Source organism: Cytobacillus sp. NJ13, from assembly GCA_030348385.1.
Taxonomy (GTDB): Bacteria; Bacillota; Bacilli; order Bacillales; family Cytobacillaceae; genus Cytobacillus.
Genome location: JAUCFP010000006.1, coordinates 4,435,418 through 4,451,219, shown reverse-complemented (window position 1 = coordinate 4,451,219; position 15,802 = coordinate 4,435,418). Strand labels below are relative to the sequence as shown.

Genomic DNA, 15,802 nt, shown 5'->3' with positions numbered 1-15,802 from the left:
TATATGACCTCCGCCTAAAAATGTTTCCATGGGCATTCACACATTTTTTCGATTTTCATACGATATCCTAGGCTTTTAAATCTGACTTTTTTAGCATAAGGGAGGTCTTATGGCTTATGAAAAAATGGATGAAAGTAAGCATGCTTCTTTTGCTTACAGCGATACTTATTGTTCCTTTGGCAGCCTGCGGAAAGGATGAAATGCAAACTGTCCGTATTGCCGAAGTGACACGCTCCATCTTCTATGCTCCGCAATATGTAGCCCTTGAGAAAGGTTTTTTTGAAGAAGAAGGGCTTAAAGTAGAGCTTACGACAACAGCCGGCGGAGATAAAACGATGACTGCTCTGCTGTCGGATAGTGCTGATGTCGCTCTTGTAGGTTCTGAAACTTCCATTTACGTTTCGGCTCAGGGCTCCAATGATCCAGTCATTAACTTTGCCCAGCTCACCCAGACAGACGGAACATTTTTAGTTTCCCGCAATAAAATCGACAATTTTTCCTGGGATATGCTGAAAGGCAAAACATTCCTTGGCCAGCGTAAAGGCGGTATGCCGCAAATGGCCGGTGAGTTTGTTTTGAAAAAGCATGGAATTGATCCTCACGCAGATATGGACTTGATTCAAAATATTGATTATGCCAATATCGCTCCGGCCTTCGCTTCAGGAACAGGCGAGTTTGTTCAGCTGTTCGAGCCGACTGCCAGTGTTTTTGAAAAAGAAGGCAAAGGCTATATCGTAGCTTCTTTCGGAACAGAGTCCGGTCATATACCATATACCACATTCATGACAAAACAAAGCTATATTGATGAAAATAAAGAAACGGTCGAAAAATTCACAAGAGCTATTTATAAAGCACAGCAATGGGTTGAGACACACAGTGCGAAAGAAACGGCAGAAGCCATTCAAGGATATTTCGACAATACCGAGCTTGATATCATTGAGATGGTAGTAGATCGCTATAAGAGCCAGGGGTCATTTGCAGCAGATCCTATCCTGGACACTGAAGAATGGGAAAACCTGCAGAACATCATGGACGAAGCAGGAGAGCTCCCTAAGCGCATAGAGCATGACACACTTGTCAACACAGAAATTGCTGAAGGCGTAATGAAGTAAACGAAAGAGGAGGCCGACATGAATTTTCTAAAGGTAGATGCTGTCCACCACACTTATTTTACGAAAACCTCTGCTGTAACGGCCCTCTCCAATATTTCGCTTGAAGTGGAGGAAGGAGAATTTGTTTCCTTCCTCGGCCCAAGCGGATGCGGTAAGACGACTTTGCTTTCCATCATAGCAGGCTTGTTTGAACCTACTGAAGGCACTGTAATACTTGAAGGAAAGCGGGTTAAAACAGCAGAAAATGAAATTGGCTATATGCTGCAGCAGGATTATCTTTTTCCCTGGAAAACGATTGAAGAAAATATCCTGCTGGGGCTTAAAATTGGAAACAGCCTTACTCCCGACAAAAAAGCATATGCACTGCAGCTCCTTCAGGAAATGGGATTAAAGGGTGTAGAGTCACAGTTTCCGAAGCAGCTTTCAGGCGGAATGCGCCAGCGCGTTGCCCTTGTAAGAACACTTGCAACTGAACCAAAGCTGCTCATGCTTGATGAACCCTTTTCCGCATTAGATTATCAAACCAAGCTGAAGCTTGAGGATTTAGTCTCTAATACGCTTAAATCATTTGGAAAGACAGCCATACTGGTTACCCATGATATTGGTGAGGCAATCAGCATGAGTGATCGTGTTTTTCTCTTTTCAGCAAGGCCCGGACAGCTTCATAAAACGTTTGTAATACCAAAAGAATTAAGAGATGAAACCCCTTTTAACGCTAGAAATCATGAAGCATATCCAGCGATTTTTCAAACTATATGGAAGGAGCTGGAGTCCCTTGAGCCCGCAGGAGAACGTTAAATTCCTCCACCAGAAATATATCCAGTCGCTAAACCGTGAAAAAAAATGGGTCCGCTTCTATCAGGCTGTCATCTTTATCGTATTTTTTTCCGGATGGGAGCTGGCAAGCCAAAAGCAATGGATTGACCCATTGATTTTCAGTGCGCCTTCTAAAGTATGGGGATTATTTTTAACCAAAGTTCAGGATGGTACCTTGATGGTGGATTTAGGCTACACCTTGTCAGAAACCGTATTTGGATTCATATTAGGCACTTTTCTAGGCACATTGCTTGCAGCCATCCTCTGGTGGTCACCGATGCTTTCAAAAATAGCGGATCCCTATTTGGTTGTCCTGAATTCAATGCCAAAGGTTGCTCTTGGTCCGATATTAATCGTCGCATTAGGCCCCAGCTTTACTTCAATCGTAGCCATGGGCGCGATTATTTCCATCATCATCACAACCATTGTCGTGTATACATCTTTCAAAGAAGTTGACCCCAATTATATTAAAGTGCTTCAAACCTTTGGGGCAAATCGATTTCAAATCTTCAGGGAAGCCATTTTGCCTGCTTCCTTCCCGACCATTATCTCCACTTTAAAGGTGAATGTCGGGCTATCATGGGTCGGTGTTATCGTAGGCGAATTCCTTGTATCCTCAAAAGGTCTCGGATACATGATTATTTACGGCTTCCAAGTATTCAACTTCACACTTGTCATGCTGTCATTGCTTGTAATTGCTGTTTTTGCAACAGTGATGTATCAGCTCGTCGAACTGCTCGAGCGAAAACTGATAAAAAATGGGTCATAATTAAAACGGCAGCGATAATGCCGTTTTTTTACTTTCCCTGCATGATTTTTTCGAGGCTCTTTTCAACTACTTTATCCTTCATGATAAAACTGTATTGGCTGCTCCACCTGTCTTCCAGCAAGTTTCCCGCTGTCAGAATGGGACCGTTTGTTTCAAAATATTGATCCGTTTTGTTAAGGCTTTTCACCTCGGCGAAAAAAATGGCTTTGACAAAACGCTCTGTTCCCAAATTAACTTCATATTCACCAATAAAATTTAAATTCTTTAAGTCTGCTCCTGTTTCCTCATAAACTTCTCTTCTGGCTGCCCCTTCAAGAGACTCACCCTGTTCTCTCTTACCGCCTGGAAATTCCCACCCCCGCTTTTTGTGATTCGTCAGCAGCCATTGATCGCCATAGCGGCAAATGACCAGAACATGTTTTGGCTCAGTTCCGAAAGCTCGTTTATTAAAAGAAAATCGCACTTCCCCGCCGTTCTCATCCAAAAAGGTTTCCATACTTTTCCCCCACTCGATAATTAAATTCTGATATTATCATTATAAAGGTTATTCATATATTTAAAAACTTCTGGGGCTAAAGTATCAATTTACATATTTTTGAAACTTTTCTCCTTTTTTCCTCGTAAAATTAGTTGACTAACCTAAATAGAGGAGTGTATACCTTGAAAAAATCCCTTGCAGTCCTTACCGGATTCCTAATGATTCTAATGCTGGCTGCGTGCAATGAAACAGCCAAACCTGTAAATGAATCTGCTGGCGGCACCGACAAAGAAAAGACAAAAACAGAAGAAGCTTCAGAATTGACACTGGAGGAAGTTTTAACGAAATCTACCGAGGCTTCAGAAGAGCTAAAAAGCTTCTCGGTAAATATGGATATGAGCCAGGAAATGAGCTCAGGCACTGAAGGGGAAAATATGAATATTGATTCTGTCATTGATATGGATGTTACAACAGATCCATTGGCCTTCTACCAAAAAATGACTATGTCGATGGACGGCACAGAAGAATCGTATGATGTTGAAAGCTACTTTACTGAAGAAGGCATGTTCCTCTATGATGCAGCCGGTGAGCAGTGGATGAAGTTCCCTAAAGAAATGTCGGATGATTTGCTTCAAATGTCCAGCCAGCAGACGAATCCTGGTGAAGAACTAAAGAAATTGCAGGAGTTCGTGGACGACTTTACGTTTGAACAGGATGCAAAAAGCTATATCCTAAAACTGAAAGCCGATGGAGAAAAATTCAATGATTTTGTGAAGGAAACAGCAGCAGAAACACTTCCGCCAGAACTGGCAGCCAACGGAGAAATGCTTGATAACATGAAAATTAACGGCGTGGAATACGAAATCGTGATTGATAAAGAAACTTTTTATCCAAGCGTGCTGAATATGATTATGGAAATGGAAATCACGGCTGAAGGCCAGACAATCTCCATGAAGCAGAACATGAACGGCCAATACGCAAACTATAATAAGGTAGAGGCTATAGCCGTTCCGCAGGAAGTTCTAGATACAGCTGTAGAAATGGAAATGTAAGAAAAGCTGAGGCATTCGCCTCAGCTTTTTACCCTTGGTACTTCGAGAGCTTTCTAGCTCCAGCGCCTCCCCCCTCGAGGTGTCGGGATGGGCAAGGCGCTTCTGTTCTTCTTATTTATGTTCCTCTTCAGTAAGGATTCCCATGCTTTCTATATGTTTTCTTGCTTCATCGTCTCCAAGATCATAAATCATTCCATATATTTTCTTCATTGTATCATCATAAGCATCATTTTCACGGTCATAATGGTATTGAACATAAGGAACATGGGCTCGGTAAAAATTCTGCCACTCAGTTGAATAGTTCTGGTCAAAATATTCTCTTAAGGCAATGATTTCATCATCTGTTGCCTCTATTTTAAAATTCCATGTTGAGCCAGTGGCGCTTTGTGAAATCTCCCCAGAACCAAGCGTTATATAATACGTTTTTTTATTCCCTTCCAATCCTGTCAGCCCCTTTTTTGTTCATTCCTGTGACGCAGTTTCAACACCGGTTACTTTATCATTAAATATCATGACTTTTTCATTTCTATAGTTATCGTTTCCCACATTTATGATAAAATTATACGAAATTACGATCATTCTTCATAAGCTTACATATACTAAGTTAAATAATTGAGAAACAGCTTCTCAATTTATCTGCGGTGAATATTTTCCTGCATCAGGGGTATTAAATTAAGTATACTATATAAAACGGGAGAATTTTTTTAAGGAGGTGTTATCATGAAACTGATTGATGAGCTATATGAACTTTACAGGAATAAGCTGACAGGTGATGAAGAGGATATCGATATGCTCGCTTTTGCCTTCTTAGAAGAAATGGACAGAGAAGACCTGCTGAATATTATCAGGGATCTCGATAATCAGGAATTATATGATTTAATGGGGCTTTATCTGATTGAGAGCTTAAAAGGGAAATTTGCCAGTGAGAATTACGGCCAGCGCAGAAGCCCAATCATTCATCACCGGAACATACACTAAACTATACATATCCGAATTATTAACTATCCATATTATTTGAAGGCGGCGATAAGCCGCTTTTTATTTTAATGTCTAGCTCCAGCGCCTGCCCCCTCGAGGTGAGGCCCCCAGGACAAGGAAGGCTTCGTCAGCATAAACATCGCACGACCGAAAGCGGCAGCTTTTGGGAGGATGGGGGTCATGCAGACGCCACAGGACAAGGAAAGCTACGGCAGCGATACATCGCACGACCGAAAGCGTTAGCTTTTGGGAGGACGTGGCGTTCTTAGTCTGCGTTCCTTCGTGGGTAAGGCGCTTTAAGCTTTTCTTTTTTGCATATAAAAAGACCAGCTTTCCAGCCAGTCTTTGTTTATTATCCAAGGTATGCTTTCAGCATCCAAATATGTTTCTTTAAGCTTTGCTTTACAGCAATCAGCATGTCGCCTGTTCCTTCATCTTTGGCTTCTTCTGCAAGCTCAATTGCTTCCTGAAGCTCGTCCACCATTTTTTCGAAGTCATCTACGACGGATTGGACCATCTGTTCTTCATTTTCTTTTCCTGTCGCTTCTTCGAGAGAACTGGTCTCAAGAACTTCCTTCATAGTCGCAACCGGCTTAGCCTCAAGAGCCAGGATTCTCTCAGCCAGTTCATCTACATGTATGTTGGCTTCATTATAAAGTTCTTCAAATTTTGCGTGAAGGGTAAAAAAGTTTTTCCCTTTAATATACCAATGATAATTGTGAAGCTTTACATATAGAACAGTCCAGTTTGCTACTTGCTGGTTAACAGCTTTTACTAATTCTTTACTCATATAAATCATCCTCCCAACAATAGATTACCCACAATAACAAAATTCAAACCTGTACCTAGGCCATAGCGAAATCTTTCATGAAAGAGCTGCTTTCATGGTAAAATATTGAGAGAAAAGGGGGAGAAACATGTATACGGTATTAGTCATATCGATTATCATTGTGATCGTGGTACTGCTTTTAAGCGTCATCACCACTTCAAAAGCTTACAAATTCAAGCATACGGTAGACCCAATTGATCCGCTTCCTGACAGCGAGCAGGGACAAAAAGAGGCTAAAGAAGAACAAGAAGATAACCAAAACCGTTCATAAGCATACGATATTATATATACAGCCTCCGTACAGCCGGAGGTTTTCCTTTTAAATGGACGGAAATAACATACATGTGGAGAGGACATTGAGATGGATATATACTCCATGATGCTTACAGTATTTTTAGTCTTAAATTTTATCCTGGCTATATTTGTTATCTTTCTGGAGCGAAGGGATGCAGGCGCCACATGGGCGTGGCTCATGGTTTTGTTTTTTATTCCTCTTCTTGGTTTTTTCATGTACCTCTTCTTTGGGCAGAATTTAACCAAAAGAAAGATGTTCCAATGGGAAGACCGCAAAAAGATTGGAATTGATGAACTGCTGAACAATCAAATCAGAGGAATCAAGGAAAAGGATTTCCATTTTCAAAATGGCATAATTAAAAACTCCAAAGACCTTATATATATGCACCTTGTCAACAATGATGCGGTATTGACACAGGACAACGAGGTCAGGATTTTTACAGATGGGAAAGAGAAGTTCAATTCGCTTGTGGAGGATATCAAAAATGCAGCCGATCACATCCATCTGCAATATTATATCTTCAAAAGAGATAATTTGGGGAAAAGCTTAATCAATCTTTTGACGGAAAAGGCAAGGGAAGGCGTAAAAGTAAGGCTTCTCTATGATGAACTGGGCTCAAGAAGCCTGCATAAAAGGGCGTTTAAAGAGCTGATTGCGGCAGGAGGAGAAATTGAGGCCTTTTTCCCTTCCCGGCTGCACTTTATCAACTTGAGAATTAATTACCGGAACCATCGTAAGATTGCCATTATTGACGGCCAGATTGGATATGTTGGCGGGTTTAATGTTGGGGATGAATATCTCGGGCTAAATCCAAAGTTTGGATATTGGCGTGATACTCATTTAAGAATTAGAGGGAGTGCTGTTCATTCCCTGCAGACTCGCTTTATCCTTGACTGGAACCAGGCTTCGCACCGCCATGATATTTACTATGCCCCTAAGTATTTTCCGCTGGCCGAGTCTCGCGATAGCGTAGGGATGCAAATTGTTACCAGCGGTCCTGATTCGGAATGGGAACAGATTAAAAATGGATATATAAAAATGATTTCATCGGCCCGTAAATCTATTTATATCCAAACCCCATATTTCATTCCGGACGCAAGTCTTTTGGATGCATTGAAAATAGCTGCATTATCAGGTGTTGAAGTGAACATTATGGTACCGAACAAGCCTGATCATATGTTTGTTTATTGGGCAACCTACTCCTATATAGGGGAAATGTTAAAAGCTAATGCAAACATCTTTATTTACGAGAATGGCTTCATCCATGCAAAAACCTTGATTGTTGACGAGAAAGTTTCGTCGGTTGGAACCGCGAATATAGATGTTAGAAGCTTCAGGCTGAATTTTGAGGTAAATGCCTTTATATATGATGAGGACGTTTCGAAAGAACTGACTGAGAGCTTTAAAGAAGATGCCCAGCTTTCAAGTATTCTGACTGCAGAAGATTACAGGAATAGGGCCTTAAAAATCAAATTAAAAGAATCCATTTCAAGGCTTTTATCGCCAATATTATAAGAAATACAGTTATCGGCGTTCAAAATTTTATACTTATCTTATTATAAAAACGGGCTGACTAGTCAGCCCGTTTTCATTATGCAAAAACCTGTTTCAAGTCATCCTTCGATTGTTCCAGCCAGAATCTCATAAGACGTTTTGCGCCTTCAAGGTCATGAAGCTTTGCCTGTCCGCATTGCTTCTCATTTGCAGCAGGAATCTCGGTTATTTCAACCGCATCTTGCATTGTAGCTTCAAGCAAATCGATTATTTCTTCTACTGACGGCTCTCCGCTAACGACTAAATAATAGCCTGTCTGGCAACCCATCGGGGAAATATCAATAATATCAAAATGATCATATTTCTCTGCATGTGTACGGATATTAAAAGCAAGCAGATGCTCAAGTGTGTGAATGACATCCGGCTTCATCGCCTGCTTATTTGGCTGACAGAAACGGATATCAAACTTGTTAACTAAACCATCACTTCCCACTTTATGCACACCGCAGTGCCTCACGTATGGAGCTTTTACAGCATTGTGATCCAATTCGAAACTTTCTACTGAAGGCATTCAAAACACTCCCCTAAAGTTTTCCTTTTATTATAACGTAATATCCGACTAAATTCATCAAATTAATATGAAAATTATGACGTTTTCACGATTATATGTTATTTTAAAAGAAAATATGTTTTAACCAGGAAAGGTAATGCCATGTTTAAAAAGATATTGATTTCAATATTTCGTTTCTATCAAATTGTGATTTCCCCGCTGAAGCCTCCAACATGCCGGTTTTATCCGACATGTTCCCATTATGGGCTGGAATCTGTTAAGCGATTCGGCGCCTTAAAGGGCGGATGGCTGACGATAAAACGCATTTTAAAATGCCACCCCCTTCATCCAGGCGGAGTGGATCTTGTTCCTGAGGAATGGCCTAAAAGGAAAAAGAATTAACCCTCGTATCCGTCCACTACCAGGTCAAGCTTGCCTGTGCCAGGATGAATTACAAGCCCATGCACAGGCACATCAGCTGGCATCAATGGATGCTTTTTCACCATATGGACGCTATGGGAGACACTATCCTCTACATTTTCAAAGCCTCTTAGCCAGTCCTCTGCAGCAATTCCTGAGTATGTCATCGTATCCAATGCATCCTCAGTAATGCCTCTCTCCTTCATGCTGCTCACAACCGCATCTGCTTTCATTCCGCTCATGCCGCAGTCATGATGGCCAATAACAAACACTTCTTTTGCCTGCAGCTGGTAAACAGCTACTAAAATGCTTCTCATAATACTTCCAAACGGATGTGTTACTAAAGCTCCCGCATTTTTGATAATTTTCACATCACCGTTTCTTACATTGAGCGCTTTTGGCAGAAGCTCCACTAAACGTGTGTCCATGCAAGTCAAAATAACCATTTTCTTATTAGGGAATTTCGTTGTTTCAAATTCTTCATACTTTTTTTCTTCAACAAACTGCTGGTTATGGTTTAAGATTTCTTCTAAAAGTTTCAATTGTTCCACTCCCTGTCTTTTATGCATTCCTTTGCTTTGAGCAGGCATAAATGCTGCAATACTTGACTAAAAGATGTCAATACTAATGATAACCTTTAACAGGCATCTATATTTATGATACATAAAGCTTGAGCTTCAAACAAATTTTTATCCTTGCTTTTTAGCTGGATATTTTGTAAGATAACTAAGTGAAATCGTAATGATTACGTATTATTAATTACTTGGACGCTGACTTCGGCAATTAACTGCCCTAATAAACATTATCTAAAATAGAGTCCGTGCTTTAAATCGTAATAACTACGTTTTATAAAAGGAGGAGAAAAAATGACAAAGAAATTTTTAGTATTTATTCTAGGCCTAGTCCTTGTTATATCAGGCTGCTCAGATGCAAAGCCAGAGGAAAACAGCAGCAATAAAACTACGGTTTATACAACGGTATATCCGCTTCAATACTTTACTGAACGAATCGGAGGGGATGCGTTAGAAGTTGAAACCATCTATCCTCCCGGATCGGATGAACACACTTTTGAACCATCACAAAAAGATATGATGAAGCTGGCTGATTCTGATCTTTTTATTTTTATAGGACTCGGTCTTGAAGGCTTTGTGGAAAAAGCAAAAGGAACATTGAAAAATGAGAAAGTTAAAATGGTGGCCGCAGGAGAAAATATAGAGTTTGTTCACTCAGATGAAAATCATGATCCTGCCCATGAAGACGAAGGACATACTGATGAAGCTGAGCATGAAGAAGAACATGCTGATGAACACGGAGCTGAATCTGAAGAAGGCCATGATCATAGCCATGGAGATATCGACCCCCATGTTTGGCTGGATCCTTTATACTCCAAAGAATTGGCTGAATCAATTAAAGATGCCTTAGTGGAACAGATGCCTGAGCAGAAGGAGCAATTTGAACAGAATTATCTGGAGCTTGCCCAGGAGCTCGATAATCTTCACAATGACTTTGAGCAGACAGTCCAAAATGCTGAGCATAAGGAATTCATTGTTTCACACGCAGCATATGGTTATTGGGAAGACCGATATGGTTTGGATCAAATCAGTGTATCCGGTTTAAATTCTTCCAGCGAGCCAACTCAGAAAGAACTGCAGAAAATCATCGCGGAAGCAAAAGAACATGACTTGAAATATGTCTTTTTTGAACAGAATGTAAGCTCAAGACTGACTGAAATTCTGCAAAAAGAAATCAGCGCAGAACCGTTAATGCTTCATAATTTATCGGTCCTGACGGAAGAAAATATTAAAGAAAACCAAACATATTTTAAATTAATGAACGACAATCTTGCTGCCCTTGAAAAAGCTCTAAATGAATAATTACATTCACCTCCCGGTTTGGGAGGTTTTTTCATTAAAACAGTCCAATCTTGACATTCCTTCAAATGCCATGACTGAATCCGAAGACTCTGCAGAAAATAAAGAAGACCCTGGTACCAGGTGCCGCCCGAAATTTGCAATTTTCGGCTTGGTCATATTTTCTGCTTAGGAGTGATCAGCAATGGCAAAAGATGTTTTATGTGAAGTCAATAATTGTGCGTTCTGGAAAAATGGGAACCGCTGCAGTGCCGACCAAATATACGTAGTCAGCCATACTGGCGAAACTGCAGACAACAGCAAAGAAACAGACTGCAAAACGTTCGAGCCTCATGACCTTTAATGGGTGACAGCACCTTCCAGGTGTTGTAGGCGGTCTTGCATTTCATTGGATAGTTATGCGAAATGCTGCAAAAGCGGTGCATTTTATGCATCGCTTTTGCGTTTTTTATAAAAACAAGTTTATTAAGATTATTACTGGGAATGTATAGAGTAACAACAACTTATAGGAGTGATACAAATGTTATCAACCATTATTTTGCTTGGAGCTGCTTTTGCCGCTGCTGCTGGATTAAGCTCCTTTGCCATTAAAGAGGATTCATTTATTAAGGATGAAATTACACAATAATTAATAATAAAAGGCGCTGATAATGCGTCTTATTTTTTTGCAATAAAATGAAAACCGCAATTCTGACAAATATAGAAATGCGGTTTTTTACTTATAAAGCAATGCTTTCTTTTGAGGCGGAAACTTCGTTCAGCCTTTTCTCATTAATTTCATAACCGATTCCCGGTTTATCAGGAACTTTTATCATCCCGTTTTCCACGGTGACTTCGGGAAGAATAATGTCTTCTTCCCAATACCTGCCCGATGCTGAGATATCACCAGGAATGGCAAAGCCCTCCATGGAGGCAAGAGCAATATTATGTGCACGGGAGATACCGAACTCCAGCATGCCTCCACACCAGACCTGGATCCCTTTATCCATGCAATAATCATAAATCTTCTTTGCCGTCCCCAGACCTCCAACCCGGCCAATCTTAATATTGATTACTTTACAGCTTCCCAGCTCGACCGCTCTCCTGGCATCATTAAAGGTGACAATACTTTCATCCAGGCAAATCGGGGTTTTCAGTTCTTTCTGAAGCTTTGCATGATCAACAATATCATCATATTCCAGCGGCTGTTCAATCATCAGCAGCCCGAAGTCATCAAGCCGTTTTAAATGATCAATATCGTCCAATGAATATGCTGAATTAGCATCTGCCATTATTGGCAGATCGGGGTAAAAGCGGCGAATCTCTGAAATAAATTCATAATCGTTCGCGGGGCTGATTTTTATTTTGACCCTTTGATAGCCATTCTCCAGATAGTATTCAATTTGCCTTCTTACTTCTTCTTTTGTTTTGGCGCCAACAACCACGCCTGATGGAATCAATTCCCGCTGGCCGCCTATATATTTTGATAGCGAAATATCTTCTTTTTTGGCTGCCAAGTCCCATAAAGCCGTTTCCAGCGCTGCTTTCGCCATTTGATTCCTTCTGAAGGCGTCAAAAACCCGGCCTGCTTCTGAAGGATGCTTTATATCCGCATTACGCATTGTTGGGATAAGGAATTCTTTAAGCATATGATAGCTTGTTTCAACCGTTTCCTCCGTATACCAGGGTGAAGAAAAAGCGACTCCTTCTCCGTACCCTTTCCGTCCTTCTTGATCGATTACCTCAACAATGATTCCCTCTCTGTCCCTCACTGTTCCTAAATGAGTGGAAAATGGCGTTTTCAAAGGCATCTTGATTTTATATAAAGTAATTGTTTTTATATCCATGTTAATTCCCGCTTTCCTCAAGCATTTCCCGAAGCTTTCTTCTTAAAATCTTTTTAGAAGCGTTCCTTGGAATTTCATTGATGGTGATAAGTTTTTTAGGTGCTTTATACTTTGCCAGCTTCTCTAAGCAGTACTGCATCACTTCTTTTTCATCCAGATTCTCGTCTCCGGCAATAAAGGCGACAGGCACTTCACCCCAAACGTCGTCCTTCATGCCAATGACCCCTGCATCCGATATTTGGGAGTGCGAAACAAGAACACCTTCGACTTCAGCCGGATAGATATTTTCTCCGCCTGAAATAATTAAATCTGACCGCCGATCAAGCACATATAAGAATCCTTCTTTATCCACATATCCAATATCTCCAGTTGAAAGCCAGCCACCCTTTAGTTTTTCTGCTGTTTCCTCTTTTCGGTTTAAATACCCTTTTGTCACATTTGGACCTTTTACGAGAATTTCGCCCGCTTCTCCGGGGTTAGCATGCTTCCCATTATGAGCATTAACTTTCAGCTGGGAAGGAAATAAAGGCTTACCGGCCGAACCCAATTTGCTGAAACTGTATTCCGGAGCCAGTGTAACAATCTGGGACGAAGTTTCTGTCATTCCGTAAGTCTGGTAAACAGGAATTCCCTTCTCTCTGCAATCCTCAAGAAGTGATTTTGCTGCGGGCCCTCCCCCTAATAACATACATCTGAAATACTCCGGCAGCTTTTCGCCTTTAAGTGCATCTGCTATCCTGGTAAGCATCGTACTTACAACAGACATGATGGTCACTTTTTCGATGGAAATAGCCTCAATAGCTTTCTCTTCATGGAAAGATTCGAAAAGAACCATTTTCATGCCATAGATAATGCTTCGCATTAAAATGGAATAGCCGCTAATATGAAAAATCGGGACAGCACACAGCCAGCTGTCGTTTTCATTCAACCCTAAATTCAATGCAGATCCCACTGCACTCCACCAATGATTTCCATAGGTTTGCAGAACACCTTTCGGATTGCCGGTTGTTCCGGATGTATACATGACGGTACAAACTTCATCAAGACTTATTTCTTCCACTAATGACGGCTCATCAGGATTTGTCTTGAATAGATCTTCTTTATGGATCGCCGAAATTTCTCCTAAAGACTTTACAACCTTTTGGCTTACTTCGTTAAAAGAATTCTCTGTTAAAAGGAAAGCGGCCTTCGAATCATTCATTTGCCAAATCAATTCCTCAGCAGTCAGCCTGTTATTTAATATAACGGCCTTTACATCGATTAGCTGCAGGGCCAAAAGAATAAAAACAGTGTCTTCATGATTTCGGAGAAGGACACCTGCAAACTGTCCTCTCATGCATCCAGCTGCCTGCAGCTGCCCTGCTATCGTGTATGCACGCTCATATATTTCAGAAAATGTATAGGTTTTCCCCAAAAAGGAAAGGGCAGGGCGATCGGGGGTTAAAAAAGTTCGCTTTTGAAGAAAATTCGGCACTATTTGCGCTTCCATCATATACTCCTCATTTCATGCGATTTTTAATATAAAAACAGCCTGATGGCAAGCCATCAAGCTGAAAAAATCAATATTCAATCAAGGAAAACGCGGGAATTGGCCGAAGTCAGGCTTGCGTTTTTCTTTAAATGCGTCACGGCCTTCTTTCGCTTCATCCGTTGTATAGTATAGAAGTGTTGCATCTCCGGCGAATTGCTGGATTCCTGCAAGCCCATCAGTATCGGCATTGAAGGCAGCCTTCAAGAAGCGGATAGCCGTCGGGCTCTTCTCAAGTATTTCTTCACACCACTTAATTGTTTCTTCTTCCACTTTCTCAAGCGGCACCACTGTATTGACAAGCCCCATATCCAAAGCTTCTTGAGCGCCGTACTGGCGGCACAGATACCAAATTTCGCGGGCTTTCTTATGGCCGACGATTCTTGCAAGATATCCTGAACCATAACCTGCATCGAAGCTTCCTACTTTAGGTCCTGTTTGTCCGAATACAGCGTTATCTGCTGCAATCGTTAAGTCACATACGATATGAAGGACATGTCCTCCACCAATTGCATAGCCTTTTACCATCGCAATAACCGGCTTAGGAATGACACGGATCAGGCGCTGCAGATCCAGTACATTTAAACGAGGGATCTGATCATCGCCTACATATCCGCCATGTCCTCTGACAGATTGGTCCCCGCCTGAACAAAATGCTTTGTCTCCAGCACCTGTCAGGACAATAACACCTACATTTTCATCATCACGTGCGTACGCAAATGCATCAATTAATTCCATTACCGTTCTTGGCGTAAAGGCATTATGGACTTGCGGTCTGTTAATCGTAATTTTCGCAATTCCATTGTATGTTTCATACATGATTTCTTCGTACTGTTTTCCTGCAACCCATTCAACAGCTGACATACATGAATCCTCCTTAATATGTATTAGAAAGTGTTAATTGCCGCACAGCTTTTGCGCAAGCATTGACATCATTCCTCAATCTTTGCTGCTTTTGTATTAATCTCCTCTGTTTGCGACAAAAACCCACTTACTATTGTACCAAATAATTCAGGTTTCTCCACATGAATTGCATGTCCTGCATCTTCAATGGACTTCCACTGGACATTTGGCAAAATTTTCGCCATCTCTTCTGCAATTCTGCAGAATTTCTGGTCCAGTTCTCCAGTAATTAGAAGGACTGGCATTTCGAGCTGAACAAGCTCGTCCCAAAAGGATGGCTGCGCGCCAGTTCCCATGCCATTCAGGCTGTTTGCCAGACCATCAATAGAATTGGCCAAACGCTGGCTTCTTATTCTGGTGCGGATTTTTTCTGGAAGGCTTTTTTGACTTTGAAATAAAGGGATGTCCTCCCAATAGTCAATAAAATTATTAATGCCTTCCTGCCGGATTCTTTTAGACAATTTTGTATCCTGAATCCTTCTATCATGCCGCTCCTTTTCCGTCCTAAGCCCAGGAGAAGCACTTTCCAAAATCAGCATGCGGACCTTTTCAGGATATTTAACCGCAAAAGTTAGCGCAAGGCGCCCTCCCATAGAATATCCAAGAACATCGATCTTGCCGATTCCCATCTTTTCTAATAGACTGTTAATCACTGCGGCCGACTCTTCTATTTGATAATGGCCAATATCAGGTGGTGATTCAGAATCCCCATGGCCGATAATGTCCAAAGCTATTATCTTCGAATGGTCCTTCCAGAAGGGAGAGAACTCTTTCCAACCTTCACTATTTCCTGTGAAGCCATGTAGAAGCAGAAGCGGAAATCCCGTCCCCCATGTATCGACATGATATCGAACTCCATTAATGACATATTTCATCGGCAT

19 protein-coding genes are annotated in these 15,802 nt (G+C 41.2%); 10 read left to right on the top strand and 9 right to left on the bottom strand.

Annotated elements, in window-relative coordinates:
* The first annotated feature begins 116 nt into the window (after positions 1–116).
* The 3 genes from QUF73_21975 to QUF73_21965 are packed head-to-tail and all read left to right on the top strand — an operon-like array spanning position 117 to position 2,697.
* Positions 117–1,112, top strand: coding sequence for an ABC transporter substrate-binding protein (locus QUF73_21975; protein MDM5228773.1), 996 nt, complete (start codon positions 117–119; stop codon positions 1,110–1,112).
* Between the two features lie 18 nt (positions 1,113–1,130).
* Complete coding sequence (locus tag QUF73_21970; protein MDM5228772.1) at positions 1,131–1,910, top strand: ABC transporter ATP-binding protein; 780 nt, start codon at positions 1,131–1,133, stop codon at positions 1,908–1,910.
* Entirely contained in the window at positions 1,888–2,697 is an 810-nt protein-coding gene (locus QUF73_21965) for an ABC transporter permease (GenBank protein MDM5228771.1), read from the top strand. Before QUF73_21970 ends, QUF73_21965 begins: the two co-directional genes overlap by 23 nt.
* 28 nt (positions 2,698–2,725) lie before the next feature.
* Here the strand turns inward: QUF73_21965 and ytkD are convergent, their stop codons facing one another.
* The gene (gene ytkD / locus QUF73_21960) at positions 2,726–3,193 is read right to left on the bottom strand and encodes a nucleoside triphosphatase YtkD (protein ID MDM5228770.1); all 468 of its coding nucleotides are present in this window, start codon (positions 3,191–3,193) and stop codon (positions 2,726–2,728) included.
* 155 nt (positions 3,194–3,348) lie between these two features.
* Between ytkD and QUF73_21955 the strand changes: the two genes are divergently transcribed.
* Positions 3,349–4,227, top strand: a complete 879-nt coding sequence (locus QUF73_21955; GenBank protein ID MDM5228769.1) for a hypothetical protein — start codon at positions 3,349–3,351, stop codon at positions 4,225–4,227.
* 111 nt (positions 4,228–4,338) lie between these two features.
* Here QUF73_21955 and QUF73_21950 read toward each other — a convergent pair whose 3' ends face one another.
* Positions 4,339–4,668 carry a hydrolase gene (locus QUF73_21950; GenBank protein ID MDM5228768.1) on the bottom strand — a complete coding sequence of 110 codons (330 nt, stop codon included), beginning with the start codon at positions 4,666–4,668 and terminating at the stop codon, positions 4,339–4,341.
* Positions 4,669–4,947: 279 nt separating this feature from the next.
* Between QUF73_21950 and QUF73_21945 the strand changes: the two genes are divergently transcribed.
* Positions 4,948–5,205 carry a DUF6154 family protein gene (locus tag QUF73_21945; GenBank protein ID MDM5228767.1) on the top strand — a complete coding sequence of 86 codons (258 nt, stop codon included), beginning with the start codon at positions 4,948–4,950 and terminating at the stop codon, positions 5,203–5,205.
* 352 nt (positions 5,206–5,557) lie between these two features.
* Here the strand turns inward: QUF73_21945 and QUF73_21940 are convergent, their stop codons facing one another.
* Positions 5,558–5,995: a DNA starvation/stationary phase protection protein gene (locus QUF73_21940; GenBank protein ID MDM5228766.1), complete on the bottom strand. Its 438-nt coding sequence runs from the start codon at positions 5,993–5,995 to the stop codon at positions 5,558–5,560.
* Between the two features lie 127 nt (positions 5,996–6,122).
* On the opposite strand from QUF73_21940, the gene ytzI reads away from it, so the two are divergent.
* Both ytzI and cls read left to right on the top strand, forming a co-directional pair.
* The gene (ytzI, locus tag QUF73_21935) at positions 6,123–6,305 is read left to right on the top strand and encodes a YtzI protein (GenBank protein ID MDM5228765.1); all 183 of its coding nucleotides are present in this window, start codon (positions 6,123–6,125) and stop codon (positions 6,303–6,305) included.
* A gap of 90 nt (positions 6,306–6,395) precedes the next feature.
* A complete protein-coding gene (cls, locus tag QUF73_21930) occupies positions 6,396–7,844 on the top strand; it encodes a cardiolipin synthase (GenBank protein ID MDM5228764.1) in 1,449 nt (482 codons plus the stop codon).
* Positions 7,845–7,920: 76 nt separating this feature from the next.
* On the opposite strand, the gene QUF73_21925 is transcribed toward cls, so the two are convergent.
* Entirely contained in the window at positions 7,921–8,394 is a 474-nt protein-coding gene (locus tag QUF73_21925) for an S-ribosylhomocysteine lyase (protein MDM5228763.1), read from the bottom strand.
* A gap of 141 nt (positions 8,395–8,535) precedes the next feature.
* Between QUF73_21925 and yidD the strand changes: the two genes are divergently transcribed.
* A complete protein-coding gene (yidD, locus tag QUF73_21920) occupies positions 8,536–8,775 on the top strand; it encodes a membrane protein insertion efficiency factor YidD (GenBank protein ID MDM5228762.1) in 240 nt (79 codons plus the stop codon).
* Here yidD and QUF73_21915 read toward each other — a convergent pair.
* Positions 8,772–9,335: a carbonic anhydrase gene (locus tag QUF73_21915; protein MDM5228761.1), complete on the bottom strand. Its 564-nt coding sequence runs from the start codon at positions 9,333–9,335 to the stop codon at positions 8,772–8,774. The genes yidD and QUF73_21915 overlap by 4 nt on opposite strands.
* 324 nt (positions 9,336–9,659) lie before the next feature.
* On the opposite strand from QUF73_21915, the gene QUF73_21910 reads away from it, so the two are divergent.
* Positions 9,660–10,667, top strand: coding sequence for a zinc ABC transporter substrate-binding protein (locus QUF73_21910; GenBank protein MDM5228760.1), 1,008 nt, complete (start codon positions 9,660–9,662; stop codon positions 10,665–10,667).
* Between the two features lie 181 nt (positions 10,668–10,848).
* Positions 10,849–11,007 (top strand): DUF1540 domain-containing protein, encoded by a 159-nt coding sequence (locus QUF73_21905; protein MDM5228759.1) that lies wholly within the window; start codon positions 10,849–10,851, stop codon positions 11,005–11,007.
* Between the two features lie 376 nt (positions 11,008–11,383).
* Here QUF73_21905 and menC read toward each other — a convergent pair whose 3' ends face one another.
* The 4 genes from menC to menH all read right to left on the bottom strand — a co-directional run bounded on the left by menC (position 11,384) and on the right by menH (position 15,796).
* Positions 11,384–12,490, bottom strand: coding sequence for an o-succinylbenzoate synthase (gene menC, locus QUF73_21900; protein MDM5228758.1), 1,107 nt, complete (start codon positions 12,488–12,490; stop codon positions 11,384–11,386).
* A gap of 1 nt (position 12,491) precedes the next feature.
* Positions 12,492–13,979: an o-succinylbenzoate--CoA ligase gene (locus QUF73_21895; GenBank protein ID MDM5228757.1), complete on the bottom strand. Its 1,488-nt coding sequence runs from the start codon at positions 13,977–13,979 to the stop codon at positions 12,492–12,494.
* An 81-nt stretch (positions 13,980–14,060) separates the two neighbouring features.
* Positions 14,061–14,882: a 1,4-dihydroxy-2-naphthoyl-CoA synthase gene (menB, locus tag QUF73_21890; GenBank protein MDM5228756.1), complete on the bottom strand. Its 822-nt coding sequence runs from the start codon at positions 14,880–14,882 to the stop codon at positions 14,061–14,063.
* A gap of 68 nt (positions 14,883–14,950) precedes the next feature.
* Positions 14,951–15,796, bottom strand: coding sequence for a 2-succinyl-6-hydroxy-2,4-cyclohexadiene-1-carboxylate synthase (gene menH / locus QUF73_21885; protein ID MDM5228755.1), 846 nt, complete (start codon positions 15,794–15,796; stop codon positions 14,951–14,953).
* Positions 15,797–15,802 lie beyond the last annotated feature (6 nt).

Coding starts and splice junctions, on each gene's coding strand:
- cls (MDM5228764.1), top strand. CDS start 6,396: ATGGATATATACTCCATGATGCTTACAGTATTTTTAGTCTTAAATTTT.
- QUF73_21975 (MDM5228773.1), top strand. CDS start 117: ATGAAAAAATGGATGAAAGTAAGCATGCTTCTTTTGCTTACAGCGATA.
- ytzI (MDM5228765.1), top strand. CDS start 6,123: ATGTATACGGTATTAGTCATATCGATTATCATTGTGATCGTGGTACTG.
- QUF73_21945 (MDM5228767.1), top strand. CDS start 4,948: ATGAAACTGATTGATGAGCTATATGAACTTTACAGGAATAAGCTGACA.
- QUF73_21925 (MDM5228763.1), bottom strand. CDS start 8,394: ATGCCTTCAGTAGAAAGTTTCGAATTGGATCACAATGCTGTAAAAGCT.
- ytkD (MDM5228770.1), bottom strand. CDS start 3,193: ATGGAAACCTTTTTGGATGAGAACGGCGGGGAAGTGCGATTTTCTTTT.
- QUF73_21910 (MDM5228760.1), top strand. CDS start 9,660: ATGACAAAGAAATTTTTAGTATTTATTCTAGGCCTAGTCCTTGTTATA.
- QUF73_21940 (MDM5228766.1), bottom strand. CDS start 5,995: ATGAGTAAAGAATTAGTAAAAGCTGTTAACCAGCAAGTAGCAAACTGG.
- yidD (MDM5228762.1), top strand. CDS start 8,536: ATGTTTAAAAAGATATTGATTTCAATATTTCGTTTCTATCAAATTGTG.
- menH (MDM5228755.1), bottom strand. CDS start 15,796: ATGAAATATGTCATTAATGGAGTTCGATATCATGTCGATACATGGGGG.
- menB (MDM5228756.1), bottom strand. CDS start 14,882: ATGTCAGCTGTTGAATGGGTTGCAGGAAAACAGTACGAAGAAATCATG.
- QUF73_21905 (MDM5228759.1), top strand. CDS start 10,849: ATGGCAAAAGATGTTTTATGTGAAGTCAATAATTGTGCGTTCTGGAAA.
- QUF73_21895 (MDM5228757.1), bottom strand. CDS start 13,979: ATGGAAGCGCAAATAGTGCCGAATTTTCTTCAAAAGCGAACTTTTTTA.
- menC (MDM5228758.1), bottom strand. CDS start 12,490: ATGGATATAAAAACAATTACTTTATATAAAATCAAGATGCCTTTGAAA.
- QUF73_21970 (MDM5228772.1), top strand. CDS start 1,131: ATGAATTTTCTAAAGGTAGATGCTGTCCACCACACTTATTTTACGAAA.